Raw genomic sequence first — 23,744 nt, 5'->3', positions numbered from 1 at the left:
CGCTCGTCAGTGCCGGTTGTAGATGCCTAGGATCGACCCGATGATCTCTCACCTCAGACATCTCGGAATCGTTTTGTCGACCATCGTGCTCGTGTCGGTCGTGGGGTGCGCGGCGGAGCCCCAAGCCCAGGAGACGAACGTTTCGGTTTCGGCTTCGACTTCTGCGACACCCACACCGACGCCGACGGTTCGCGTCGTCGGGGGCGGTGAGCGTCCCCCGCAGGTCTTCGGTGGCGAGTGTGCCGAGATGCTCGATGTCCGAACACTGTCGGCCGTGACAGGGCTGGGGTTCGAGCCGACGGGGGACTCCGGGGTGGACTCGGGTGACAGCGTCGTCAACGTGGGAGGGACGAATTGCAGCTGGCGGACAGAGACGGGTGAGTTCCTCCTGGTCAGCGTTCTCCCGGAATGGGGGATCGGTCAGGAACGGCTCGGGCGAGAAGCGGCAGATTTCTACTTCGGCAACTGCGAGTCCGATACATGGGTCTGTACGGCCGCGGGCGGCGATGGTGAGCTGTGGATAGCGGTCAGCGGGTCAGGTGGAGTCGGGGCTCACGACTTCGACGAGTTTGCTCCGATACTCATGGATGACGTCGCGACGTCCTGGCACGCGCGCGAGGAGAGGCCGTGGACGAGAGACACGACCGAGTGGGCCCATGCGCTCGACTGCGGCGAGCTCGCCGAACGGATGTCGGCTGCGTCCGGGGTCGAGATCATTGCGTCCGCGGGCGACTTGTACATCGACCCACCTCACGCGGTCTTTGTGCTCGCTGACCAGGTGTCGCGCGCTTCCGGCTGCACGTTCGAGGGAGAAGGCCTGTGGGCGGACATCGTGAGCCGGGCGGGGACGGGGTGGTCCGTTGCGGATGGAGCGAGCGACCGTGACGAGATCAACATCGGAAGGGTCGCTCTGCGAACACCTGAGGGATCCTCGGGGGCGGCTGGGGCGAATGTCCAGGCTACGGATGGCGTCAACGTCGCTGACATTCGGTTGTCCGAACTGCCCGACGCCGAGCGCGAGGCTCTGCTCACGACTCTCGCGTCGTATCTGGACGAGGCCTGGTAGCCGTCCTCATCGCTGTGCGATCATCCCGTCGCGCAGCTCGAGGGTGAAGTCGATGTCGAGGCGGGCGAGGAAGGCGTCGTCATGGCTGACGACGAGGACGGCGCCGCGGTAGGCCGAGAGAGCGTCCACCAGCTGGTCCACCGTGTCGAGGTCGAGGTTGTTCGTCGGCTCGTCCAGGATCAGGAGCTGCGGAGCGGGGTCGGCCAACAGCAGACGTGCCAGGGCGACGCGGAACCTCTCGCCGCCGGACAAGGTGCTGACGGCGCGCTCCACCGTCGCACCGCGGAGCAGGAACCGCGCGAGACGGTTCCGCACCTCCGCGGGCGGCACATCGGGGGCCGCCGTGCGGACGTTCTCGAGGACGCTCGCGTCGTCGTCGAGTCCGTCGACGCGCTGCGGCAGGTACCCGATCCGCTCGGTGTGCGCGACGGCCGACATCGGCGACCCCGGCTGTCGGCAATTCCTTGGATCCGGGCGTTCTGCGCCGAATGCGGGCGTATCCGCTGATCGCTCGTCCGGATGGGAGGAGCTCGCGACGAGATCTTCGAGCAGCGTGGTCTTTCCGGCGCCGTTCGGGCCTGTGAGCGCCATGCGCTCGGGGCCCCGGATCGTCCACGTGCGTTCGCCGTCGGTGAGCGAGGCGATCCGTCGGGTCGCGGCGACTCCGGGGTCGGGGATATCGATTCGGATGCCGTCATCGTCGCGCACGCGTTGCTCGGCGGCGTCGAGTGCGGCACGCGCCTGCGACTCCTTGCCCGCCGATTCCACCCGGAGCCGCCCCGCGGACTCCTGCGCCGCGCGTTTGCGTGCGCCGGCGACGATCTTCGGAACGCGTCGCTCGAGCTCGGCCCGCCGCCCGTACGATCGCCGCCTCGCGATCGTCGTCTCGGCCTCGATGCGCTGGCGTCGTTCGCGGCGCAGAGCGTTCGCCGCCGTGGCCTCCGCCTGGCGGGCGGCGTCCTGTTCTGCGTCGAGCCAGGCCCGCCAGCTCGAGTACGGGCCCCCGAACACCGTCACCGTGCCGCGGTGCAGTTCAGCGGTGTCGTCCATGAGCTCGAGCAACCCGACGTCGTGGCTGACGACGACGAGCGTGCCGCGCCACGCCGTCACCAGACGCGCGAGACGCTCCCGCGCACCCTTGTCGAGGTTGTTGGTCGGCTCGTCGAGCAGGGTGATCGCCGGGGCGCGCAGCCGGATGCCGGCGAGAGCGGCCAAGACCGCCTCACCGCCGGAGAGCTCGCCGACGGTCCGATCGAGCGTATCGGGCGGCAGCCCCGCTTCGGCGAGGACCGCGTGCGCACGCGCTTCGACGTCCCACGCGTCGCCGACCGCCTCGAAGTGTCGCGGATCGGCGTCGCCCGATTCGATCGCGCGCAGCGCGACCACCGCGTCTCCGACCCCCAGCAGGTCGGCGACCGGTCTGCCGGTGTCGAGGGTCAGCTGCTGCGGCAAGCGCGCGACGTCGCCGACGGCGGTGACGGTCCCGGATGCGGGGGACAGGTCGCCCGAGATCAGACGCAGCAGCGTCGACTTGCCGGAGCCATTGCGGCCGACCAGGCCTGTGCGGCCTTCGCCGATCGCGCCGGACAGCCCGTCGAGAGCGGGTGTGCCGTCCGGCCAGTGGAAGGAGAGGCGGTCGAAGACGACGGCCGAGGTGCGTGCGGAGGTGGGCATGATGGCCCTTTCGGTGTCGGCGTGGGCGCTGACAGCCGGGAGGCCGAAGCCTCGGCTCCTTCCGGAGCGGCCCGCCGCGCAAAGGGCGGGCAGAGGCGACGTCAGCGCGAGGTGGTCGCGAGAGCGTCGAAGGTCTTCACCGGTCATCCTGACGTCGGGAACGGGACTCCATGACGATAGCGTCGAGGCCCGTCGAAGGGAAGACCGGACGTCCTTCGATCTCCCTCTGCGGGCGGATGCGCGCCGCGGAGCCGCGTCGTAGCGTCGCCGGCATGACGGATGAGCAGAAGACCGAGGGTGGGCGCGGGTTCCCGCCGTTCAACGCCGCGGGACTCGCGGTCGGCATCGGGCTGGGCATCGCCTTCGGGGTGGCGCTGGACAACATCGGCGCGGGACTCGCGATCGGCGTGGGGATCGGTGTCGCGTTCTCCCTGGCCTTCGGCGCTGCCGCCGCGGACCGTACGCGTCGGCGGGACGAGGGTGATTCTCGTGACGAGGGTGATTCCGGCGACGAGGGCGATTCCGGCGACGAGGGTGACTCCGGCGACGAGGTGTAGCCGGGCGGGGGAGGGTCAGCCCTCGAGGGACTCCAGCTGCTTCTCGAGGAAGACGCGCACATCGGCCATCTCCTGCTCCGAGACGCTGTGGCTCAGGCCCGGGTAGACGCGGCCGCTGAGGTCGGCATGACCGGGAAGCCACTGCGTGGTGTGGTCGATGAGCGCCGCCGGGATCACCTCGTCGGCACTCCCGCGCCCCCAGAACACCGGCGGTCGGCTCTCGGCGATCGTCGCATCGCCGGGCAGATCGCCGGGCGTGACGTAGCCCGAGAGGTTCACCGCGAACGCGAAGCGCTCCGGCCGCAACCGCAGCGACTGGAGCGACACCGCGCCGCCCTGGGAGAATCCCAGCAAACCGACCGGTGCATTCGGCGCGACCCGATCGATCCACGACACGAGGGCGGATGCGGCGGCGGTCACGTGGGACGGGTCGCGGCCATCGAGTCCGTCGATGGGGTACCAGGAGTGTCCCGGCGTCGGGAACGGGGGAGCGAGGGGAGCGCGCACCGCGGCGTAGGCGAACGCGTCGGGCAGGTAGGGCACGAGGCCGAACAGATCGCCCTCGTGCGACCCGTAGCCATGCAGCAGCACCAGGAGCGGTCGTCCCGTACGGGTCGCTTCGTCGGCGGACCACAGCACGGCATCGTGGTCGAGCACGGGCGTGTTCGGGCTCTCGGCGCTCATGCCGCCATTGTTGCAGGACGCCCCGACAGGCGGGGTGCTGTTCGGCGGGAGTGGTGCTGTTCGACGGGAGTGGTGCTGTTCGACGGGAGTGGTGCAGTGGTGCTGTTCGACGCGGGGTTCGTCGGGGAGCGGCGCCGACACGCGACCGGGACGGTGAGGTATACAGGAGGCATGCCGGTCCGCACGCCTGATCCCGAACCGAACGACGGGGACGACGACGGCACGCCGCGCGATCCGCTGCGCGATCTGGGCGGCGACGCGGCGGGTTCGTCGAACCCCGGATGGCTGAGCGAGGTCGAGCTCGCGGAGGCGCGCCGCCGCCTGCCGATGCTCTACGTCGAGGCCGTGCCGGTGCGCACGGACGGCATGGGAGCGGTGACCGAGGTGGGCATCCTGTTGCGCGCCACGCCGATGGGGGAGATCACCCGCTCGCTCGTGAGCGGCCGGGTGCGGTACGGCGAAACGGTGCGCGACGCGCTGTTCCGGCACCTCGAGAACGACCTCGGCCCGATGGCGTTCCCGCTCCTCCCGCCGCAGCCGGTCCCGTTCACCGTTGCCGAGTACTTCCCCATCCCGGGTGTCAGCGCCTTCCACGACGACCGCCAGCATGCCGTCTCGCTGGCGTACGTCGTGCCGGTCACCGGCACGTGCGAGCCCCGTCAGGATGCGCTCGAGGTGACGTGGATGAGCCCCGACGAGGCGGCGTCCGACGCGCTCGCCGACGAGATGGAGGGCGGCCGCGCCACCCTCATCCGTCAGGCGCTTGCGAGCGTCGGCTGCCTGCGCTGAGTCCGGAAGGCCCGCATGACGAACAGCCCGTTGCTGATCGAGCTCGCCATCGCGATCCCGATCGTCCTCGCCCTCGCGTACCTCATCGCCCGGATCATCCGCCGGCTCTTCGGCTCCCGGCTGCGCCTCGAGATCCGCACGATGACGATCGTCTCCACCCTCGGGATCAGCATCGGGATCCTCCTGGCCGGCATCTTCTTCTACGGCCTGCGCCTGTGGATGCCGACGACGATCCTCCTTGCCTTCGGCACGAGCCTCGGGCTCTCCTTCGCGGTGGCGGGACTGGCCGCGGCGCTGAACCGCGGTGCGCAGGAGATCGATGTCGCGGCCGTGCTCTCGGCCGGCGAGACCGACCGGGTCGAGTTCAAGGAGACGGCGCGCTGGAACGTCCGGGAGGACAAGAAGGACGCGCGGATGGAGCTGGCCATCGCCAAGACGGTCGCGGCCTTCCTGAACAGCTCCGGCGGGGTGCTGCTGATCGGCGCGAACGACGACGGGCAGGTGATCGGCCTGCACCGTGACCTGGCGACGTTGCGCACCCCCGACCACGACCGGTTCGAGCTGTGGCTGCGCGACCTGCTGTCGACCCTGCTGGGCCGGAACGCCGCTGCCCTGCCGCGCATCCAGTTCCACGGATCCGGCGGCGACGCGGTCTGCGCGGTCAGCTGCCCCGCCTCGCCCAAGCCGGTGTTCCTCGTGCGCGCGAAAGACGGCGGCTCCACCGACCTCTGGGTGCGCGTGGGCAACTCCACGCGCTCGCTCGGCGTCGACGAGGCGGTGCAGTACGTCGCCGAGCATTGGCGTCCGTCGGTGTGGACCTGGTTGTCGGGCAAACCCGCCGGGGTCTGACCGGATTCGCCCCGCGCACGCGGGGCCGCGGGTTCAGCCCGCGGTGGTCTCGCGGGCGATGGCGGCGAGGAACGCGTCGATGTCGCCCTCCGTGGTGTCGAACGAGCACATCCAGCGCACCTCTCGACGAGCCTCGTCCCAGTCGTAGAAGCGGAACGATGTGCGCAACCGGTCGGCGACGCCCGCGGGCAGGGTTGCGAAGACGCCGTTGACCTGCGTGGGCTGGGTGAACTCGACACCGCGGATCGACCCGTCGGCCAGGCCCGCCTCGACACCGGCGCGAAGCCGCTGCGCCATGGCATTGGAGTGACGGGCGCTGCGCAGCCACAGGTCGTTCTCGAGCAGGGCGATCAGCTGCGCCGAGACGAACCGCATCTTCGAGGACAACTGCATGTTGAGCTTGCGGAGGTAGGGCAGTCCGCTGGCGGCAGCAGGATCGATCACCACGATCGCCTCGCCGAGCATGGCCCCGTTCTTCGTGCCGCCGAAGCTCAGAACGTCCACACCGGCGTCGCGGGTGAATGCACGGAGCGGCACGTCGAGAGCGGCGGCGGCGTTGGCGATGCGGGCACCGTCCATGTGCAGCCGCATCCCGTGACCGTGGGCGTGGTCGGCGATCGCGCGCACCTCATCGGGCGTGTAGAGCGTGCCGAGCTCGGTGGACTGCGTGATCGAGACGGCCAAGGGCTGCGAACGGTGCTCGTCGCCCCATCCCCACGCCTCGAGGTCGATCAGTTCGGGGGTGAGTTTGCCGTCCTCGGTCGGGACGTTCAGGATCTTCACGCCCGCGACCTTCTCGGGGGCGCCGCCTTCGTCGACATTGATGTGGGCGGTGGCGGCGGCGATGACCGCGCCCCACCGGGGCAGCATCGATTGGATGCCGACGACGTTCGCGCCGGTGCCGTTGAACACCGGGAACGCCTCGACACCCTCGCCGAGCTGCGCGACGAACAGCTCCTGCAGGCGTGCGGTGTAGCGGTCCTCCCCATAGGCGACCTGGTGCCCCCCATTCGCCGCGGCGATGGCCGCCAGCACCTCGGGGTGCACGCCGGAGTAGTTGTCAGAGGCGAAGCCGCGCACGGCGGAGTCATGGAGGGCAGTCACGGGCATCCAGCCTACGCTTCGGGAGTCGAGGGTGAGGGGGTGGGTGGGGGCCGGTGCGCGTCAACCGAGCGTCACGACGGTGTCGTTGACCGCGGCTGCGTCGTCGTCCCAGAGCCGCGCGAACGCATCGGCCAGGGCGAATTCGAGCCCGGCGAGGGCCTTCACGCGGTACGTCACGGCCGCCGCTCGGAGCGGCTCGTCGGCGTCACGGGCCGCTTTGGCGAACCCGTGCGCGACGGCGCGGTTCCACGCTTCGGCCGCGGCCTTGACGGCCGCGTAGTTCGCGCCGCCGGCGAGAGGCCGTGTCACCGCCGTCGACGACACGATGGCCGTGCGGGCGGCATCCGAGGCGCGAAGGGCGGGGTCGAAGGCCCGTGACACATGACGCAGTGCGGTCAGTGACGCCTCGAGAACGCGGAAGTCCGCGTCGGTTTGCCCGGCCAGACCGCCGCCGCCGCGCCAGCCGCCGACGAGGTGCAGCACCCCGTCGAGAGCTCCGACCTGCCTGGCGAGACCCGCCACGGCCTCCTCGTCGGTGAGGTCGCACTGTTCCGTGCGCACGCCGGGCAGAGTCTCGCGCAGGGTGTCGAGCGCGACGTGATCGCGCGCGGCGACGATGACGTGTGCACCCGCGGCGGTGAGCACCCGTGCGGCGACACGTCCTGCCTCGCTCGTGCCGCCCGCCAGGAGCACCGTGCGTGCCGCGACACCCGGTACGCGATCGCCCCGCGTCGTGACGTCGTCGCTCATTCGTCGGTCGCCCGGATGCCGCGGGTGGACTCGATCACAGGCCGCATCTTCTTCTCGAGCGCTTCGTAGAACATCGACAGGGGGAATTCGTCATCGAGCACCGCGTCGGTGTAGCCCCGGGGTGGGCCCGCGAGGATCTCGTCGGACAGCCCGCGAGCCCAGCGGGAGGCGGGGTGCGGCGTGAGGACGGAACGGACCAGCTCGTAGGCGGCGAGCCAATGGGCGGTCTTGGGGCGATCGATCGAGCGCCAGTACAGCTCGTCGATGGCCTCGCCGAGGGCGACGACGGCGGCCGGCACCTCGTCCCAGTCGAAGGCCAGCGACGTATCGGTCCAGTGGAGCACGTCGCGCTGGTGCAGCCACGCGAACAGCAGTTGGCCGCCGAGCCCGTCGTAGTTGCGCACGCGCGACCCGGTGACGGCGAAGCGGAAGATGCGGTCGAAGATCACCGCGTACTGCACGAGCTTCGCGTGGGTGAGCAGGTCGCTCTCCACCGGGTCGAGATCGTCACGGGCGCCGAAGCGCGCTTCGAGGGCGACGCTCTCGCGGAACGCCGTGAGATCGCACCGCAACTCTTCGAGGGAGTACAGGAAGTACGGCATGCGCTGCTTGATCATGAAGGGGTCGAACGGCAGATCCCCGCGCATGTGCGTGCGGTCGTGGATGAGGTCCCACATCACGAAGGTGCGCTCGGTGAGGGCCTGATCCTCGAGCATCCGGGCGGCCTCGGCAGGCAGGTCGAGCTTGGTGATCTCGGCCGCGGCGCGTGTGACGCGCCGGAAGCGTGCCGCCTCGCGGTCCTGGAAGATCGCCCCCCACGTGAAGGTCGGGACCTCCCGCATCGCGACGGTCTCGGGGAAGAGCACCGCGGAGTTCGTGTCGTACCCGGGTGTGAAGTCGATCAGGCGCAGCGAGACGAACAGGCGGTTGGTGTACTCGGTCTCCAGGCGTTCGATCATCTCGGGCCAGATCACCTCGACCAGGAGGGCCTCGACGTGGCGCTCGGTCGAGCCGTTCTGCGTGTACATGGGGAACACGACGAGGTGGCGGATCCCGTCGATGCGGTGCTGCTGCGGCTGGAAGGCGGTGAGGGAATCGAGGAAGTCCGGTACGTCGAAGCCCGAGGCGGCCCACCGGCCGAAGTCCCGGACGGAGGCGGCGAGGTACTCGGCATCGTGCGGGAAGACCGGTGCCAGCGCGCGGATGGCCTGGACGATGGTGTCGACGTGGGCGCGAGCCTGCGCGTGACACGCGGTGTCGGGGATCGAGCCGTCGGTGATCTGGAGGGGTTGCAGGGCGGCCGCGGCGCCCTTCAAGGCGAGCCAGGCCGCAGAGGTCGGCGCGGCGACCGCGCTCTCTGGCGTGGCGAATCCGGGTGCGAGAGTGGGCGTGGACAACGGAACCTCCGATCATCGAGATGCCGCGAGTCTAGATTTCCTCTCGTCTGATTGCGTTCGAGCCGGAAAAATTCCTGCTCACGGGGTGCCGAGCGCATAGCATCGGGGGATGAGTTCCGATGTTCCTCCGGCGCCGGCCCGCATCGACGACGAGACGGATGCGCGCCTCCTGCGCGCCGTCGCCCTCGACCCGCGCGGTACGCTCGCCGATCTGTCGGCTGCGGTCGGGTTGTCGGTCTCTGCCGTGCAGGCGCGCGTGCGCAAACTCGAAGCGCGCGGCGTGATCGCGGGGTACCGCGCCATCGTCGATCCCGAGTCCGTGGGGAAGCCTCTCGCCGCGTTCATCGAGATCACCCCGCTCGATCCCGCCCAGCCCGATACGGCGCCGGAGCTGCTGCAGCATCTGGACGAGATCGAGGCCTGCCACTCGATCGCCGGCGCCGCCAGCTACATGCTCTTCGTCCGGGTCGCGACGCCACGGCACCTCGAGACGCTCGTGCGCGACATCCGCCTCGCGGCGTCGGTGAGCACCCGAACGACCGTCGTGCTGCAGACCTTCTACGAGGGGCGGCCCTTGCTCGCCGGCCCTTAGGTCAGGGGAATAGCCAGGTCAGGGAAGGCGGAGCCGGAGATCAGGGGCAGCGGAGCCTCGCCGGTCCCGCGGCGCGTCGTCAACCCCCGGCGCCGGAGGATCGGACGGGGGTAGCGTCGCCGACGTGGATACCGACGATGTCACCGGCCGCGGTTTGCTCATCGTGCTCAATCCGAGTTCGGGACGCGACCGCTCGCACGAGGACCCGCGACCGCTCATCGACCGGCGGGTGCCGGAAGCGACCGTGCACGAGCTCTCCGAAGGCGAAGACCTCGTCGACGTGGTCGAGGCGGCGATGGTCGGGGAAGAACCGCCGACCGCCGTGGCGATGCACGGAGGCGATGGCTCGGTGTCGACCATGGCGCACGTCGCCCGACGTCACGGCATCCCCCTGCTCGTGCTCCCCGCCGGGACGTTCAATCACTTCTCGCGTGCGCTCGGCATCGAGACCGTCGAGGATGCGATCGACGCCTACGTCGCCGATCGGCGACGCCGGGTCGCGGTGGCCGAGGTCCGTGCCGACGACGAGGACCCGATCACCGTGCTCGACGCCGTGACGCTCGGCCTGCACCCCGGTTTCGTCGCCGAGCGCAAGCGTCGGGTGGACCGCCTCGGGACCTGGATCGGCGGTGCCGCCGCGGCGTGGCGGGAACTGCGCGGCGCGGAGCCGATCCGCGTCGGACGCGACGGGCGCCATGCCGACGTCTGGTCAGTGTTCGTCAGTGTGGGGGAGAACAGCGCGGCACGTATCGCGACACTGCAGCGCATCACGCTCGGCGACGACCGTCTCGACGTGCGGTTCCATCACGCCCGTGGCTCGCGTGTACGGGCGATCGCCTCGCTCGCGTTCGGCCGCAAGACCACCGCCGTGCTGCGGTTCACCCGCCTGCTGCCGCCGGAATCCGACATCGAACGCACGCTCGTTCCCCAGCTCGACATCACCGTACGGCGCGGAGCGGACGGGAATCTGTCCTTCGTGCACGACGGCGAACTCGAACGACGCGACGGGGAGGCGTTCCGCTTGCGGGTGGAAGGCATCCCCGCCGCGCTCGAGGTGTACGCACCGGCGTGAGCGCCGCGTCGTGCGCCCGGCGTCGAGACTCAGGTGTGCTGCGGGAACCCCAGGTCCAGGCCGCGGTGGGACGGGTCGGGCCAGCGGGAGGTGACGGCCTTCTCGGCCGTGAAGAAGTCCAGGCCATGGGTGCCGTACGCCTTGGCGTCGCCGAAGTGCGACGCCTTCCAGCCGCCGAAGGAGTGGTAGGCCACGGGCACCGGGATCGGCACGTTCACGCCGATCATCCCGACGGTGACCTCGTGCTGGAACCGACGGGCGGCGCCGCCGTCGTTCGTGAAGATCGCCGTGCCGTTGCCGAAGGGGCTCGCGTTGACGATCTCGACGCCCTCTTCGTAGCCGGCCACCCGCACGACGGCGAGGATCGGCCCGAAGATCTCGTCGCGGTAGGCGCGAGAGGCCACGGGGAGGTGATCGAGGAGGGTCGGGCCGAGGAAGAACCCGTTCGCGTCGCCGTCGGCGACGACGTCTCGGCCATCGACGACGACGGTCGCGCCGTCCTCGCGCGCGGAATCGATGTACCCGGCGACCCGGTCGCGGTGGGCGGCGGTGATGAGCGGGCCCATGTCGCAGCCGCGTCGTCCGTCGCCGGTTCGCACGGTCGCCATCCGTGACGCGATGCGCGCGACGAGGTCATCGGCGATCGCGTCGACCGCCAGCACCACCGATATCGCCATACAGCGCTCGCCGGCGGATCCGAACCCGGCGTTCACGGCGGCGTCGGCGACGAGGTCGAGGTCGGCGTCGGGGAGGACGAGCATGTGGTTCTTCGCTCCGCCGAAGGCCTGCACGCGCTTGCCGTGCGCGGTCGCGGTCTCGTACACATATCGGGCCACCGGAGTCGAGCCGACGAACGAGAGGGCGCGGACGTCGTCGTGGCGCAGGAGCGCATCGACCGCCTCCTTGTCGCCGTGCACGACGTTCAGCACACCGTCCGGCAGACCGGCCTCTCGGAAGAGGTCGGCCATCCAGTTCGCGGCCGTCGGGTCCTTCTCGCTCGGCTTGAGCACCACGGCGTTCCCCGCCGCGATCGCGAGGGAGAAGAACCACAACGGCACCATCGCGGGGAAGTTGAACGGGCTGATGATCCCCACGACCCCGAGCGGCTGCCGCAGGGTGAAGACGTCGACACCGGTGGACGCGTTCTCCGTATAGGCGCCTCTCGTGAGGTGTCCGACGCCGCAGGCGAACTCGACGACCTCCATGCCGCGGGCGATCTCGCCACGCGCGTCGGCGAGGACCTTGCCGTGCTCGGACGTGAGGATCTCGGCGAGGTCGTCGGCGCGCGCGGCCAGAAGCTCGCGGAAGCGGAACATCACGGATTGGCGCGTCGCGACGGACCTCTCGCGCCACCCCCGCGCGGCGCGGTCGGCATCTTCGACGACGGCGTCGACATCGGCCGCGGTCGCCATGCGCACCCGCCTCCGGATACGGCCGAGGGCGGGGTCGTACACCGGCGCCGTCCGGGTGGATTCGCCCGGCCAGGGCGCCCCTGCGCGCCAGTGGTCGAGGATCGTGGTGCTCTCCGCGGTTGCGGGAGTCGTGGTCATCGTGTCGGTCATCATCGTCCTTCCGATCCGGCTCCTTCGTGGGGAGCGCCCTCCCAGTGTGCGACCACAGCGCGCATCACGGTAGGGGTGGATCGGGGGGCGTACGGGAGCCGTCCGGCCCTCGTCGTTCGCGTCGCCTCGTGCGGCGCTATGCGGCGAGGGCCTCGGCGATCAGCGCGAGCGTCTGCGTGCGACCCGGCGTCGTGTCCAGGGGTTCGGCTTCGTACGATCCGGCGATCGGCGAGACCATGACCTCGTCGACGCCGTGCCGTGCGGCGACATGGCGCAACTCCGCTGCCACGTCCGCACCGGTACCGACGAACCACGTCGCCCGGGCCGCGGCCATGATCGTCTCGCCCATGCCGGCGAATTCGTCCGCCGTCGCCTTGGCATGTTCGACGGTCTCAGCCGGCACGAGGGGGCGGTTCATGCGCAGGCGCGCCATCATCCGCTGGTTCGGCAGCGACCGTTCTTCCGCCTCTTCCCGCGTGGGGGCCGCGACGACGTTGACGGTCAGGAACGTGCGCGGCGCATCGAGGTGTTCCGAGGGCTGGAACTGCGTGCGGTACACCTCGAGCGCGCGCTCGAGCCCCTGGCCCGAGAAGTGGTTGGCGAACACGTAGGGCAGCCCCCGGGCTGCCGCCAACTGCGCCGAGTAGTCGCTCGAGCCGAGCAGCCACACCTCCGGCGTACCCGTGGCCGCGGGGGTGGCGTGCACGTCGTAGGTGCCTCCGGAGGTGAACTGCAGCGCAGCCCCTTCGGGGGAGACGAGGCTGAGGATGTCGCGGACGTGCTCCGGGAAGCGTTCGACGTCGCTGGTGGTCCCGCTCTGCCGGAGCAGCTGCGTGATCACGGGGTCCGAGCCCGGGGCGCGGCCGATGCCCAGGTCGATGCGTCCCGGCGCCAGCGCTTCGAGCGCGGCGAACTGCTCCGCCACCACCAAGGGCGAGTGGTTCGGCAGCATCACACCGCCGGAGCCCACACGGATGCGCTCGGTGCGCGCCGCCGCCGCAGCGGCCAGCACCGGCGGCGTCGTCGACGCGACCGCGGGCATGTTGTGGTGCTCGGCGAACCAGTAACGCCGGAAGCCGAGGGCCTCGGCGCGGGCGACGAGGTCGAGGCTCGCGGCGATCGCCTGCGAGGAGGTCTGCCCCGTGCGCACCGGCACGAGGTCGAGGACCGACAGGGCGGGGACAGCGGCGCTCACGGGAGGCGGTTCGCTCGTGCGGCGGCGTCGCGGAGCTCGCCCGCGGTCTGGCGGACGACATAGGTTGGCCGATCCCGCTCGAGGCGCCACGACTCGCTCAAGGGGCCGAGGCTGACGGTGTCGAACCCGAGGCGGTCGTAGATCTCCGTGACCAGGGCGATGGCATCCTCGTGGTCGCTGGCGGTTCCCAGCGCGCGCCGATCGGGCGCGCCGGCGGGCGACCCGTCCGTGTTGATCTGGGAGGCCATGATGTGGTTGAAGGCCTTGACGACCTTCGCGTCGGCCAGCCGACGCTGGACCATCTCGGAGGTGGTCGTCTCCCCGCGGTCGAGGGGCGCGATGTGGCCGTCGCGCTCGACGTAGTAATTGTTCGTGTCGAGCACGATCTTCCCGGCGAGGGGCGCGGCGGGCAGGTCGCCGATCGCCTTCAGCGGAACGGTGACCACCGCGATGTCGCCGGCGGCGGCCGCTTCCTGGGCGCTCGCCGCGCGCACGGAGGGGCCGAGGCCGTCCACGAGGTCTTGCAGGGTCTCGGGTCCGCGCGAGTTCGCGATCACCACGTCGTACCCGAGACCGCTGAACGCCTGCGCGAGTGCAGTGCCGATGTTGCCTGCACCGATGATTCCGACTGTCGTCATCTTCGAGACAACCCGAGCGGGCATCCGCTCATTCCCCGGCCGGCTCCGTTCGTGCCGACCGCGCGTGTCGGAAGGCGGGGGTCACCGGGAGCGCTTGACGACGTCGAATGCGTCGAGGGCGCGCTTGCGGGTCTCCTTCAGATCCACGAGCGGCTCGGCGGGCTCCCCGTCGGTGTCGGCGGCGTACTCGGGAGCCCACTCCCGCACGTATTGACCCGTCTTGTCGAACTTGTCGGCCTGGAGCTCGGGGTTGAAGACCCGGAAGAAGGGCGCCGCGTCGGCTCCGGAGCCTGCCACCCACTGCCAGTTGAACGGGTTGCTGGCCGCGTCCGCATCGACGAGCGTGTCCCAGAACCACTCCTCGCCGTGGCGCCAGTCGATGAGGAGGTTCTTGATGAGGAACGATGCCGTGATCATCCGCACCCGGTTGTGCATGTAGCCCGAGACCCACAGTTCCCGCATGCCGGCGTCGACCATCCGGAACCCCGTCCGACCCCGCTGCCACGCGTCGAGACTCGTCGGCTTCAGCCGAGGCCAGGGGAACGCGTCGTACTCGGAGCGGAGGTTCTTCTCGGCCAGCTTCGGGAAGTGGTAGAGCGTGTGCCACGTGAACTCCCGCCATCCGAGTTCGGAGAGGAATCCGTGGGCGGACGCCGCGTGCTGCCCGGTGCCGGCGTGCTGCAGGGTGTCGTGCCACACCGTGTGGGGGCTCAGCTCGCCCCACCGCAGACGCGGCGACAACAGCGAGGTCGCGCCGGCGGCGGGCTCGTCGCGAGCCGCGTCGTAAGACCCGAGATCCTCGTCGAGGAAGTCACGCAGCCGGCGTCGGGCGGCCAGCTCCCCGGGTTCCCATCTTTCACGGAGGCCGCCCGCCCAGTCGGGCGTCGTGGGGAGCAGGTCCCACTCATCGAGGTCGTCGGACGCGGGAGAACGGTCCGGTCCGGGGATCTCCCGGGGCTCCGGCAACGGCGCCCGTGGCGCGGGCGCCTCCTGGCAGGCCTTCCAGAAGGGGGTGTAGACGGAGAAGTGCTTGCCGGACCCGGTGGTGACCGTCCACGGCTCGAACAGCACGTTCGCCGCGAACGACGCCACCTCCACCCCGTCGTCGCGGAGGCCGGCCTTGAGGTCGGCGTCGATGTCGCGCTCGGGCCCGCCGTACCGCCGGTTCCAGAACACCGCACCGGCGCCGATCTCGTCGACCACGTCACGGATCACGCGACCGGCGGATCCGCGACGGAGCACCAACACGGAGCCGCGGTCGGAGATCCGCTCGCGCAACTCCGCGAGGCTGTGATGCAACCACCATCGGGCGGCCCCGCCGAGCGGCCGAACGCCCTCGGACTCCTCATCGAGCACGTATACGCCGACGACGGGCTCGTCGCGGTCGAGGGCGGCGCGCAGGGCGGGGTTGTCGGCGAGTCGGAGATCGTCGCGGAACCACACGAGGGAGGGGTTGGCCATGTCCCGACGCTAGCGAGGCCCGCCGATTCGCTCCGGCGCCTTGACACGCGCCCGTCGCGAGCGGCGGGGAACGCGTGTCAGAGGCGCGAGACGTCGTGACCGGCCGGGACGACGATCGACAGCGCGCCGGCGTCGATGCGCACATCCACCCGCACGGCGTCGCCGAATTCGTCACCGTCCAGCTGCACCGGGTGGGCCGCGCCTGCGCCGACGTGGAGTCCGACACCGCGGGAGTAGCGCACCGCACTGTCCTTGGTGCGCAGCTGCAGAACCCTGCGGCCGGCGCGGAACCGGCGCAGCACGCTGTTGTCCCAGGCGACCCGGCGCCACACCAGCACCCAGCCGAGGGGCCCCTTGGGCTGGAAGACGACGACGTCGAGAGCGCCGTCGTTGATCGACGCCTCGGGGATGAGGTCGAGACCGGCGGGCAGGCGACCGCAGTTGGCGAAGAGCACCGACTGCACGCGCGTCGAATGCAGCTTGTGCCCGGGGATCTCGTACATGACGCGGAAGGGCTTCGCACCGGCGAGCGAGCGTGCGGCCCCGTCGACGTAGGCGACCCATCCGACCGACTTCTTCAGGTCCGGGTTGGTGTTCGCGATCATCGCGGCGTCGAGCCCCATCCCGCCCATCACGACGAAGGCGTGCTCCGCGGTCGACCCGTCCTCGCGGGTGAGAAGGGCGAACCCGATGTCCATCGCCACGACCTGGCCGGTGAAGGCGGCGCGGATCATCGGTTCCGGCCGGTCCAGGGGAAGGCGCAGATTGCGGGCCAGGAGGTTGCCGGTGCCGCTCGGGACGATCACCATGGGCACGCCCGACCCGGCCATGGCCTCGGACACGGCGCGCACGGTCCCGTCTCCGCCGGCGACGAGAACCGTCGTCGCTCCGGCTTTCAGCGCCTGGCGTGTGACATCGTCGCCGAGGTCGTCGACGGTCGTCTCGTAGAAGAGCGGCTCCGACCAGCCCGCCTTCGCCGACTCTTCGGCCACGACGGTGCGGAGTCGCTCCTGGTCGACTTTGATCGGGTTGTACACGAGAGCCGCCTTCGGGGCGGGACGTTCGCCGCCCCCGGCCATGGGTGCGGTCTCGCCCTCCTCGTCGACGCGACGGGCCTCGCCTTCACCGTCGACGGTGTCGGGGGCGATGTCCTCCGGTTCGCGCACGGTGTCGTCGGGTGCGGCGGCCTCGACGACGTCAGGCTCGGGGGAGCTGTCGGCATGCTCGTTGCGGGGAGTATCCGAAGCCTGGGCCATGCGCACCACAATAGGCGAGCGCGACGCTCAGCACGGACGGGCGGGATCGCCGCGCGGCCCGTCCCGCGCCGAGACGTCGGCCGAGACGGCTGACTAGACTGGGCGGGTGATCGATCCGGTGCTGCTGCGTGAGAATCCCGACCTGGTCAAGCGCTCGCAGGAGGCCCGCGGCGTCTCTGCCGACACGGTGGATGCCGCCCTGTCCGCCGACAGTGCACGACGAGCTGCGATCACGTCCTTCGAGCAGTTGCGCGCCGAGCAGAACGCGCACGGCAAGGCCGTGGCCAAAGCGCCCAAGGACGAGAAGGCGCAGCTGGTCGCGTTGGCCAAAGAGCTCAGCGAGAAGGTCAAGCAGGCCCAGCACGCCGTGGTCGAGGCCGAGAAGGTCGCCGACGAGGCGCTCGCCGCGGTGGAGAACATCGTCATCGACGGTGTGCCCGCGGGCGGAGAGGACGACTTCGTCACGCTCCGAACCCACGGTGAGCCGCCGTCGTTCGACTTCACGCCGCGGGACCATCTCGAACTCGGCGAGAAGCTCGGCGCGATCGACATGGAACGCGGCACGAAGGTGTCCGGGAGCCGGTTCTACTTCCTCACCGGCATCGGGGCGCGACTCGAGATGGCCCTCATGAACCTCGCGCTGGACCGGGCCCTCCAGGCGGGCTTCACCCCGCTCATCCCGCCGACGCTCGTGCGTCCCGAGGTGATGCGCGGAACCGGGTTCCTCGGGCAGCACGCCGCCGAGGTGTACCACCTCGAAGACGACGACCTGTACCTCGTCGGCACGAGCGAGGTGCCGCTGGCCGGCTACCACATGGACGAGATCCTCGACCTGAGCGGCGGGGCCAAGAGGTACGCCGGATGGTCGACCTGCTACCGACGCGAAGCCGGCTCGTACGGCAAAGACACGCGCGGCATCATCCGGGTGCACCAGTTCAACAAACTCGAGATGTTCATCTATACGACACCGGATGCTGCCGAGGCCGAGCATGATCGTCTCGTGCAGATGCAGGAGCAGATGCTGCAGGACCTCGGTCTCAGCTACCGCGTCATCGACGTGGCCGCCGGCGACCTCGGCTCGAGCGCGGCGCGCAAATTCGACGTGGAAGCGTGGGTTCCCACGCAGGACGCGTACCGCGAGCTGACATCGACCTCGAACTGCACGACCTATCAGGCCCGCCGGCTCAACATCCGGCACCGGCTGCCGGTCGACGAAGGCGGCAAGACGCAGACCGTTGCGACATTGAACGGCACGCTGGCGACGACCCGGTGGATCGTCGCGTTGCTCGAGACGCACCAGCGCGCCGACGGATCGGTGGCCGTGCCCGACGTGCTGCGGCCCTTCCTCGGCGGGCTCGAGGTCATGGAGCCCATCGCGTGAGCTCCGCTGAGCTTCCCGAAGCCGGCGAGATCGACGTCGAGTCGGTCGCCGAGACGGTCGACGCCGTTGAGGAGCTCGCGCAGGGGGACCCCTGGGGTGGAACAACCCCCGGACGGGTGCTGATCGCCCTCGACATCGACGGCACCGTGATCCTCGAGGATGAGTCGATGAGTCCGGGAGTCGTCGAGGCCGTCGCCGACGCGGTCGCGGCCGGTCACGAGGTGATGCTCTCGACGGGGCGCAGCTGGGCGTCGACCGAGCCGATCCTGAAGCGTCTCGACATCGCTCCGGATTTCGTGGTGTGCGCCAACGGGGCCGCCATCCTGAGGCGGGTGGACGCGCAGACCCGCGAGTACGCCCTGCACCACACCGAGCAGTTCGATGCGCACGAGGTTTTGACGCTGCTGCGGGAGCACCTGCCGGATGCCCATTACATGGTGGAGTTGCCCGACGGGCATCGCCTGTACACCGATTACGTCGACGACTGGAATCTCGGAAGCGCCGACCGGGTTCCGTTCGAGCAGCTCGCCGCGGATCCGGTCAGCCGGGTCGTGGTGATCTCCCCGGAGAACACCAACGGCGAGTTCCTCGAGCTCGTCCAGCGCATCGGCCTGAACGAAGTCTCGTACGCGGTCGGGTGGACCGCGTGGCTCGATATTGCGCCGCAGGGAGTCGACAAGGGCACCGCGCTGGAGATGGTGCGCACCGAGCTCGGGTTCGACCCGGCGCACGTGCTTGTCATCGGCGATGGCCGCAACGACATCGGCATGTTCGAGTGGGCGGTGCGCAACGGTGGGCGTGCGATCGCGATGGGGCAGAGTCCTGACGAGGTGCGCGCCGCCGCGAACGGCTCGACACACTCGGTGCACGAAGGCGGCGTCGCCGCCGCGCTCCGCGCGCTGTGACGTCGACGCGCTGAACGGCGTGTGAGGATCAGTTCCCGCGTCGATCAGTACCCGCGTCGATCAGAAGGGTGCGTCGACGGGGACGCGAGGTTCCGGGTCCGGGCGAAAGGCCGGCACCCTCCGCTCGGGGGCCACGACGTATCTTCGTCCGGTCGGTGAGATCCACAACACGTCACCGTCGTCCTGATGTCGAATGCTCCATCCGCCGTGGTGTTTGACGGTGTGGTGCCCCTTGCAGAGTGGATGCAAGTTTCGCAGTTCGGTTCTCCCGCCGTCCTCCCACGCGATCGAGTGGTCGATCTCGCAGCGCTCGGCGGGCATTCCGCAGCCCGGCGCCATGCATCGCCCGGCACGCCACCTCACGACGTCGCGCAACGCCTTCGGCGGACGGTATCGGTCGCGGCCGACGGAGAGTACAGCGCCGGTTTCCGGGTGGGTGAGTACCCGCATCCACTCACCGGAGCCGCCGCACAGCGTGCGGGCGGTGGAGTGCGGGATCGGCCCGATTCCCTCTACGGAGGCCGGTTCTGCGCCAACGGGGTGCGTGCCGGAGAGCAGGGACAGCGCCGGGACCGTTACGACCACTGTCGCGCGGATGCCGCGGGCGTGCTCGGGAAGGTGCACGGTTGTGCCGTCGACCAGGAGGTCGCCGAAGACGTCGGCGCGCGCCTGGTCGAGGGTGCGCTCCTCGCCGTCGACCGCGGTGATGGCCTTGCCCATCGCCGTGATCCGCTGATGGATGGCGTGCGCTTCGACCGCCGGAAGGTGTGCTCCGATCCACGCCATACCGTCGCGCCCGGTCTCCAGGACCACTCGACGCCGGGCGACCGCCTCTTCGTGGCGCTCCTCCAGCGTGTTCGCTCGGTGCTGCTCGATGAGGCGGCGGAGAGCACGCCGGAACGGACCGATCTGAAGGGTCTCCGCCGCGTGGAGCGCCTCGGGCAGAAGCGCCGTGGCGTCATCACCGAGCTCGTCGAGTCCTGCGACGAGCACGTAGCCCTTGTCGTCGTCGATTCGGCCGGCGTGCAGCGAATGCCACACCGCCGGATACCGCTGCACGAGGGCCTCCGCCTGATGCAGCAGCGTCTCGGCGACGTACTCCGAGACGCGCATCGCCGCGGCGACTTCCAGCCGCAGGGACCGGAGCGCGACCGAGCCGAGGTCGGTTGCGACGCTCTGCGCCTCGCGGATCGCGCGTTCGCGCAGACGATCGAGGGCGGCGTAGCGCTGAGCGGCGAACTGCATCATGACGTGGGTGAAGTCGAGCACGTCATCGAGGGAGTCGGGCTGCGCGGCGGCGGCCTCGATGTGCACGGAGATCGGGATCTCGATGTGCGGCGGCATCCCGATGTCTTCGGGCTGCTCCTGCCACTCGTCGTCCATGGATCGAGAGTAGAACATACCTACGACATTGCAGGGGGAGTGGTGGCGAAGGTCGCGGGGCAGATGCCGAATCATCCCGCGAGCCGTTCAGTTCATCCACAGAACCTGTTGCGAGAATGACGACAAAGCGCCGTCGACTAGACTCGACGCCGTTCGACGGATGCCGCGAAAGCGGTGCGTCGGGAGGGTTGTCCGAGCGGCCGATGGAGCTGGTCTTGAAAACCAGTGGGCAGAGATGTCCCGTGGGTTCGAATCCCACACCCTCCGCCATGACATCGCGGTCGGCGTGATCCCGTGACCGGGTGCGCCGACCCGCGGTGGGCGACACCCGAGAGGATCCGAGTGAGTCAGAGCAAGCGTGGTCGGCGCACCGTCGCACGGCACGGTGAGCTGAAGTCGCCGCATCCCGCCGGCCTCTTGGCGAAGATCGTCGGCATCATCGCCGCGGTGGTGTTCGTCGCCGGCGCCGGCGTCGCCGCGTACACCGCCCTCGACATCACGACCAGCGTGACGGCGAACGCCGTCGATCTCGAGGGTCAGGATTCGGTGCCGCCCGACATCGGAGCCATCGAAGGCGGCGTCAACATGCTCGTCGTCGGAACCGACGAGTGTGAAGAGGAATACGCCTATCTGTTCGGCGACCGGTGCACCGGCGCCGACGCTGAGGGGCAACTCAACGACGTGAACCTCCTGGTGCACATCTCGGATTCACCGCGACGCGTCACCGTGATCTCCTTCCCCCGCGACCTCATGGCCGCGCAGCCGGAGTGCACCTCTGAAGACGGCAGCGTCAGCTCGGCCGTCAGCTACACGCAGCTGAACACCGCGTGGAGTCGCGGCGGTCTGAACTGTGCCGTGAAAACCGTCTCCGAGTTGAGCGGGATGAACATCCCGTTCGCGGCCAAAGTGAGCTTCGGCAACGTCATCAACATCACCGATGCCATTGGCGGCGTCGACGTCTGCATCGGCAACGGCGGCATCAAGGACCGCTACACCGCGATCGATTGGCCAGCCGGTATCCGCAACGTCCAGGGCGTTGAAGCACTGCAGTTCCTCCGCACCCGACACGGCCTTGAGAACGGGAGTGACCTGGCGCGTATCAGCAACCAGCAGCAGTACATGTCGGCGCTCGCGCGGAAGCTGGTCAGCGAGGAAGTGCTCACCAACCCGTCGACTCTCCTGCAGCTCGCCACGACGACGGTCGAGAACGTCACTCCCAGTCAGAGCCTCACCAACCCGATGACGCTCGTGCAGATCGCCCTCGCGGTCAAGTCGGTGCCGTTCGACGACATCGTCTTCGTGCAGTACCCGGTCTACGACGACCCCAATGACAGCAACCGGGTGGTGCCGAACTACGAGGCCGCCGACGCGCTGTGGGCGGCTCTCGAGGCAAACCAGTCGCTCGAGCTCACAAGTGACCCCAATGACACCGGCGGGGTCATCATCGACGAGCCGGTCACCGAGGAGACGGAGTCTCCGGCAGAACCGACCGACGAGCCCACCACCGACGCCTCCGGCGAGCCGACCCCTGAGCCCACAGAGACCTCCGCGGTCCTCCCCGACTCGATCGCCGGTTCGACCGCCGCGCAGGAGACCTGCTCGGCGGGCAACGTCGCCGGCTGATCCGCGCGCCACGCCCGCGGGTTCGTCTCCGCGGGCGTCAGCGGTTATGATTGCCGGGTGCGTTCGCGCGTTCACGCGTGTCGGATGCCTGGAGACGTCGCATAGTCAGGCCTAGTGCACCACCCTGCTAAGGTGGAGTCCCCTCACGGGGACCGAGGGTTCAAATCCCTCCGTCTCCGCCGAACTTTCTGGCCCGCAATCCCCTGAAAGCACGGGGATCGCGGGCCATCGGCCTCTCATGGTTTCGCGATTTGCGTCCCATTTGCGTCCGGTTCCCGAAAGCGCCTCCACAGATTCAGATCTGGCGACCAGCCACCGCACGCTGATCGTGTCTGCCGCTTCCGATTGCGTATCCCTGCAGCCAGGGTCCTGCTCAGCTGCCCCAGACGGCGCGAAGGATGCGCACCGCGTCATCCGCTGACAGCTCTGCCCGAGCGCACTCGGCTGACAGCGTTCGCGCAGCACTGAGCACCCGCTCGCTTGCTGGACTCGCCTCCGGGCTGACGCGAGTGGCGCCGCCCGGTCGCGCGGTGACGAAGCCACCGGCCTCTAGCGAGCGGTACGCCTTCGCCACCGTGCCCGGGGCAACCGCCAGATCCCGCGCAAGCTGCCTGACCGACGGGAGGCGCTCATCCGGAAGGAGCTGCCCGGAAGAGATCGAGCCGCGGAGTTGATCCGCGATCTGATCGGCCGGTGGAGTAGAACCGGACAGCTCAATGCGCACGGGCCGCAACCCTCTGATGAGCACGTGTCACGTCGCGGGCGTGCGCCAACAGCAGTGTGGTCCAGACTGCGAAACCGGAAACGATCGCGGCGACCCCGAGAATGAGGAAGAAGGGAGCGGCTGCGGCAAACGGCGGGAAGACCGGCACGACATCGTCATCGACGAACACCCCTGCCTTGAGGCTCGCGGTGTACGCGAAGAAGATCAGCACGGCTCCGATATGGAAGAAGAGACCGCCTGACGCCGTCGCGGCGACCGCTCGGCTGCGTGAACGACGGCGAGCTTGGTCCTCTTGCTCCTCCGCATCGAGCGGCGGGTGAGCGATGATCGCGAGCGCGATGGCGCTTGCGCCGACGAGCACGCCCAGGGCGATCAGGCTCGGCCACGAGTACGCCCACCCGTACACGAGCGTGCCCACCTCACTCATACCGACGTCTTGCGCCCACATGGTGAAGCGGCCGTCTTCATCGGGTGATGACATCCCACCGCCGACGAGGGTAAGGCCAACGGCCACGAGAGCCAATACCCCGCACAGGACCGCCCACCCACGCGGCACAAAGGACAGGATCGTTCGACGAGCCACCGTCGCGCCACCGCTGCGGACGCCCCGAGCATCCGGAGCAAGAAGCGGTGTAAGACCGACGAAGCCGAGGATGAGCGGCGCTACGAACTGCCACTCCCCCGGGATGCCGAACAGCCACGACACCATCTCAAGGCCGGTCGACGCCCCCATCGACATGAACGGCCAGCTCCCACTTCCTAGCACGAGTAACTCGCCCGCGAGCGCCACTCCGATTGCCAGTGCAGCGATCACCGCACCCGTGAAAGACGACGCTGATTCACGCCCGCCGGATGACCGGCGAAAGATCACCACCCCCATCAGCACTCCCAGTGCCGCCACAGCGAACACCATCAGCGTCAACATCGACATTTCGAGAACCCCCTGTACCAAGAAGACAGTACAGCAACTGTGTCATCAGACTGACACGGAGGGCAAGACCTGTCGATCGGTAGGACGGCAATCGTCACGGCATCGGCGACCCCCGAAAGTGCATCGCCTCAGCCTGTTGGATCAGTGGGCG

Annotated in this window: 22 protein-coding genes and 2 tRNA genes; 11 read left to right on the top strand and 13 right to left on the bottom strand. The window is 69.5% G+C overall.

Going from position 1 to position 23,744, the window contains the following annotated elements:
• Positions 1–40: 40 nt before the first annotated feature.
• Complete coding sequence (locus RZO50_RS02165; protein WP_322598059.1) at positions 41–1,066, top strand: hypothetical protein; 1,026 nt, start codon at positions 41–43, stop codon at positions 1,064–1,066.
• Positions 1,067–1,072: 6 nt separating this feature from the next.
• Here the strand turns inward: RZO50_RS02165 and RZO50_RS02160 are convergent, their stop codons facing one another.
• The gene (locus RZO50_RS02160; protein ID WP_322598058.1) at positions 1,073–2,740 is read right to left on the bottom strand and encodes an ABC-F family ATP-binding cassette domain-containing protein; all 1,668 of its coding nucleotides are present in this window, start codon (positions 2,738–2,740) and stop codon (positions 1,073–1,075) included.
• A 272-nt stretch (positions 2,741–3,012) separates the two neighbouring features.
• Between RZO50_RS02160 and RZO50_RS02155 the strand changes: the two genes are divergently transcribed.
• A complete protein-coding gene (locus RZO50_RS02155; protein ID WP_322598057.1) occupies positions 3,013–3,297 on the top strand; it encodes a hypothetical protein in 285 nt (94 codons plus the stop codon).
• Between the two features lie 15 nt (positions 3,298–3,312).
• Here the strand turns inward: RZO50_RS02155 and RZO50_RS02150 are convergent, their stop codons facing one another.
• Complete coding sequence (locus tag RZO50_RS02150) at positions 3,313–3,981, bottom strand: alpha/beta hydrolase (RefSeq protein WP_322598056.1); 669 nt, start codon at positions 3,979–3,981, stop codon at positions 3,313–3,315.
• A gap of 171 nt (positions 3,982–4,152) precedes the next feature.
• Between RZO50_RS02150 and RZO50_RS02145 the strand changes: the two genes are divergently transcribed.
• A complete protein-coding gene (locus RZO50_RS02145) occupies positions 4,153–4,770 on the top strand; it encodes an NUDIX hydrolase family protein (protein WP_322598055.1) in 618 nt (205 codons plus the stop codon).
• 15 nt (positions 4,771–4,785) lie between these two features.
• Entirely contained in the window at positions 4,786–5,619 is an 834-nt protein-coding gene (locus RZO50_RS02140; protein ID WP_322598054.1) for an ATP-binding protein, read from the top strand.
• A 33-nt stretch (positions 5,620–5,652) separates the two neighbouring features.
• Here RZO50_RS02140 and RZO50_RS02135 read toward each other — a convergent pair whose 3' ends face one another.
• Genes RZO50_RS02135 through RZO50_RS02125 form a run of 3 tightly spaced genes read right to left on the bottom strand, consistent with a single transcriptional unit; the run spans position 5,653 to position 8,870 of the window.
• A complete protein-coding gene (locus RZO50_RS02135; RefSeq protein ID WP_416211505.1) occupies positions 5,653–6,729 on the bottom strand; it encodes a threonine aldolase family protein in 1,077 nt (358 codons plus the stop codon).
• Positions 6,730–6,783: 54 nt separating this feature from the next.
• Complete coding sequence (locus RZO50_RS02130) at positions 6,784–7,473, bottom strand: SDR family NAD(P)-dependent oxidoreductase (protein WP_322598052.1); 690 nt, start codon at positions 7,471–7,473, stop codon at positions 6,784–6,786.
• A complete protein-coding gene (locus tag RZO50_RS02125; RefSeq protein ID WP_322598051.1) occupies positions 7,470–8,870 on the bottom strand; it encodes a DUF6421 family protein in 1,401 nt (466 codons plus the stop codon). The genes RZO50_RS02130 and RZO50_RS02125 overlap by 4 nt, the downstream gene beginning before the upstream one ends.
• Before the next feature lie 109 nt (positions 8,871–8,979).
• Here RZO50_RS02125 and RZO50_RS02120 point away from each other — a divergent pair, with 109 nt between their 5' ends.
• Together RZO50_RS02120 and RZO50_RS02115 are read left to right on the top strand one after the other, a co-directional pair.
• Positions 8,980–9,462, top strand: coding sequence for an Lrp/AsnC family transcriptional regulator (locus tag RZO50_RS02120; RefSeq protein ID WP_416211504.1), 483 nt, complete (start codon positions 8,980–8,982; stop codon positions 9,460–9,462).
• A 124-nt stretch (positions 9,463–9,586) separates the two neighbouring features.
• Positions 9,587–10,534, top strand: a complete 948-nt coding sequence (locus RZO50_RS02115; protein ID WP_322598050.1) for a diacylglycerol/lipid kinase family protein — start codon at positions 9,587–9,589, stop codon at positions 10,532–10,534.
• A gap of 29 nt (positions 10,535–10,563) precedes the next feature.
• Here RZO50_RS02115 and RZO50_RS02110 read toward each other — a convergent pair whose 3' ends face one another.
• The 5 genes from RZO50_RS02110 to RZO50_RS02090 form a co-directional block, all read right to left on the bottom strand.
• A complete protein-coding gene (locus RZO50_RS02110) occupies positions 10,564–12,096 on the bottom strand; it encodes a CoA-acylating methylmalonate-semialdehyde dehydrogenase (RefSeq protein WP_322598049.1) in 1,533 nt (510 codons plus the stop codon).
• Between the two features lie 136 nt (positions 12,097–12,232).
• A complete protein-coding gene (locus tag RZO50_RS02105) occupies positions 12,233–13,291 on the bottom strand; it encodes an LLM class flavin-dependent oxidoreductase (protein ID WP_322598048.1) in 1,059 nt (352 codons plus the stop codon).
• On the bottom strand, positions 13,288–13,929 hold the full coding sequence (locus RZO50_RS02100) for an NADPH-dependent F420 reductase (RefSeq protein WP_322598047.1): 642 nt from the start codon (positions 13,927–13,929) through the stop codon (positions 13,288–13,290). The genes RZO50_RS02105 and RZO50_RS02100 overlap by 4 nt, the downstream gene beginning before the upstream one ends.
• A gap of 81 nt (positions 13,930–14,010) precedes the next feature.
• The gene (locus RZO50_RS02095) at positions 14,011–15,390 is read right to left on the bottom strand and encodes a cryptochrome/photolyase family protein (protein ID WP_322598046.1); all 1,380 of its coding nucleotides are present in this window, start codon (positions 15,388–15,390) and stop codon (positions 14,011–14,013) included.
• Between the two features lie 77 nt (positions 15,391–15,467).
• A complete protein-coding gene (locus RZO50_RS02090) occupies positions 15,468–16,646 on the bottom strand; it encodes a diacylglycerol/lipid kinase family protein (RefSeq protein WP_322598045.1) in 1,179 nt (392 codons plus the stop codon).
• Positions 16,647–16,752: 106 nt separating this feature from the next.
• Between RZO50_RS02090 and serS the strand changes: the two genes are divergently transcribed.
• On the top strand, positions 16,753–18,027 hold the full coding sequence (gene serS / locus RZO50_RS02085) for a serine--tRNA ligase (protein WP_322598044.1): 1,275 nt from the start codon (positions 16,753–16,755) through the stop codon (positions 18,025–18,027).
• On the top strand, positions 18,024–18,932 hold the full coding sequence (locus tag RZO50_RS02080; RefSeq protein ID WP_416211503.1) for an HAD family hydrolase: 909 nt from the start codon (positions 18,024–18,026) through the stop codon (positions 18,930–18,932). Before serS ends, RZO50_RS02080 begins: the two co-directional genes overlap by 4 nt.
• Positions 18,933–18,992: 60 nt before the next feature.
• Here the strand turns inward: RZO50_RS02080 and RZO50_RS02075 are convergent, their stop codons facing one another.
• The gene (locus RZO50_RS02075; RefSeq protein WP_322598043.1) at positions 18,993–20,315 is read right to left on the bottom strand and encodes an HNH endonuclease signature motif containing protein; all 1,323 of its coding nucleotides are present in this window, start codon (positions 20,313–20,315) and stop codon (positions 18,993–18,995) included.
• A gap of 182 nt (positions 20,316–20,497) precedes the next feature.
• On the opposite strand from RZO50_RS02075, the gene RZO50_RS02070 reads away from it, so the two are divergent.
• The 3 genes from RZO50_RS02070 (at position 20,498) to RZO50_RS02060 (ending at position 22,117) form a co-directional block, all read left to right on the top strand.
• Positions 20,498–20,585, top strand: a tRNA-Ser gene (locus RZO50_RS02070).
• 72 nt (positions 20,586–20,657) lie between these two features.
• Entirely contained in the window at positions 20,658–21,938 is a 1,281-nt protein-coding gene (locus RZO50_RS02065) for an LCP family protein (protein ID WP_322598042.1), read from the top strand.
• A 90-nt stretch (positions 21,939–22,028) separates the two neighbouring features.
• A tRNA-Ser gene (locus RZO50_RS02060) sits at positions 22,029–22,117 on the top strand.
• A 194-nt stretch (positions 22,118–22,311) separates the two neighbouring features.
• Here RZO50_RS02060 and RZO50_RS02055 read toward each other — a convergent pair.
• Together RZO50_RS02055 and RZO50_RS02050 are read right to left on the bottom strand one after the other, a co-directional pair.
• Complete coding sequence (locus RZO50_RS02055) at positions 22,312–22,662, bottom strand: GntR family transcriptional regulator (RefSeq protein ID WP_322598041.1); 351 nt, start codon at positions 22,660–22,662, stop codon at positions 22,312–22,314.
• The gene (locus RZO50_RS02050) at positions 22,652–23,593 is read right to left on the bottom strand and encodes a hypothetical protein (protein WP_322598040.1); all 942 of its coding nucleotides are present in this window, start codon (positions 23,591–23,593) and stop codon (positions 22,652–22,654) included. Before RZO50_RS02050 ends, RZO50_RS02055 begins: the two co-directional genes overlap by 11 nt.
• Positions 23,594–23,744 lie beyond the last annotated feature (151 nt).

Source organism: Microbacterium xanthum, from assembly GCF_034531355.1.
Taxonomy (GTDB): Bacteria; Actinomycetota; Actinomycetes; order Actinomycetales; family Microbacteriaceae; genus Microbacterium; species Microbacterium xanthum.
Note: the sequence above shows the minus strand (reverse complement) of the source record. Positions and strands in the feature narration are given on the sequence as shown.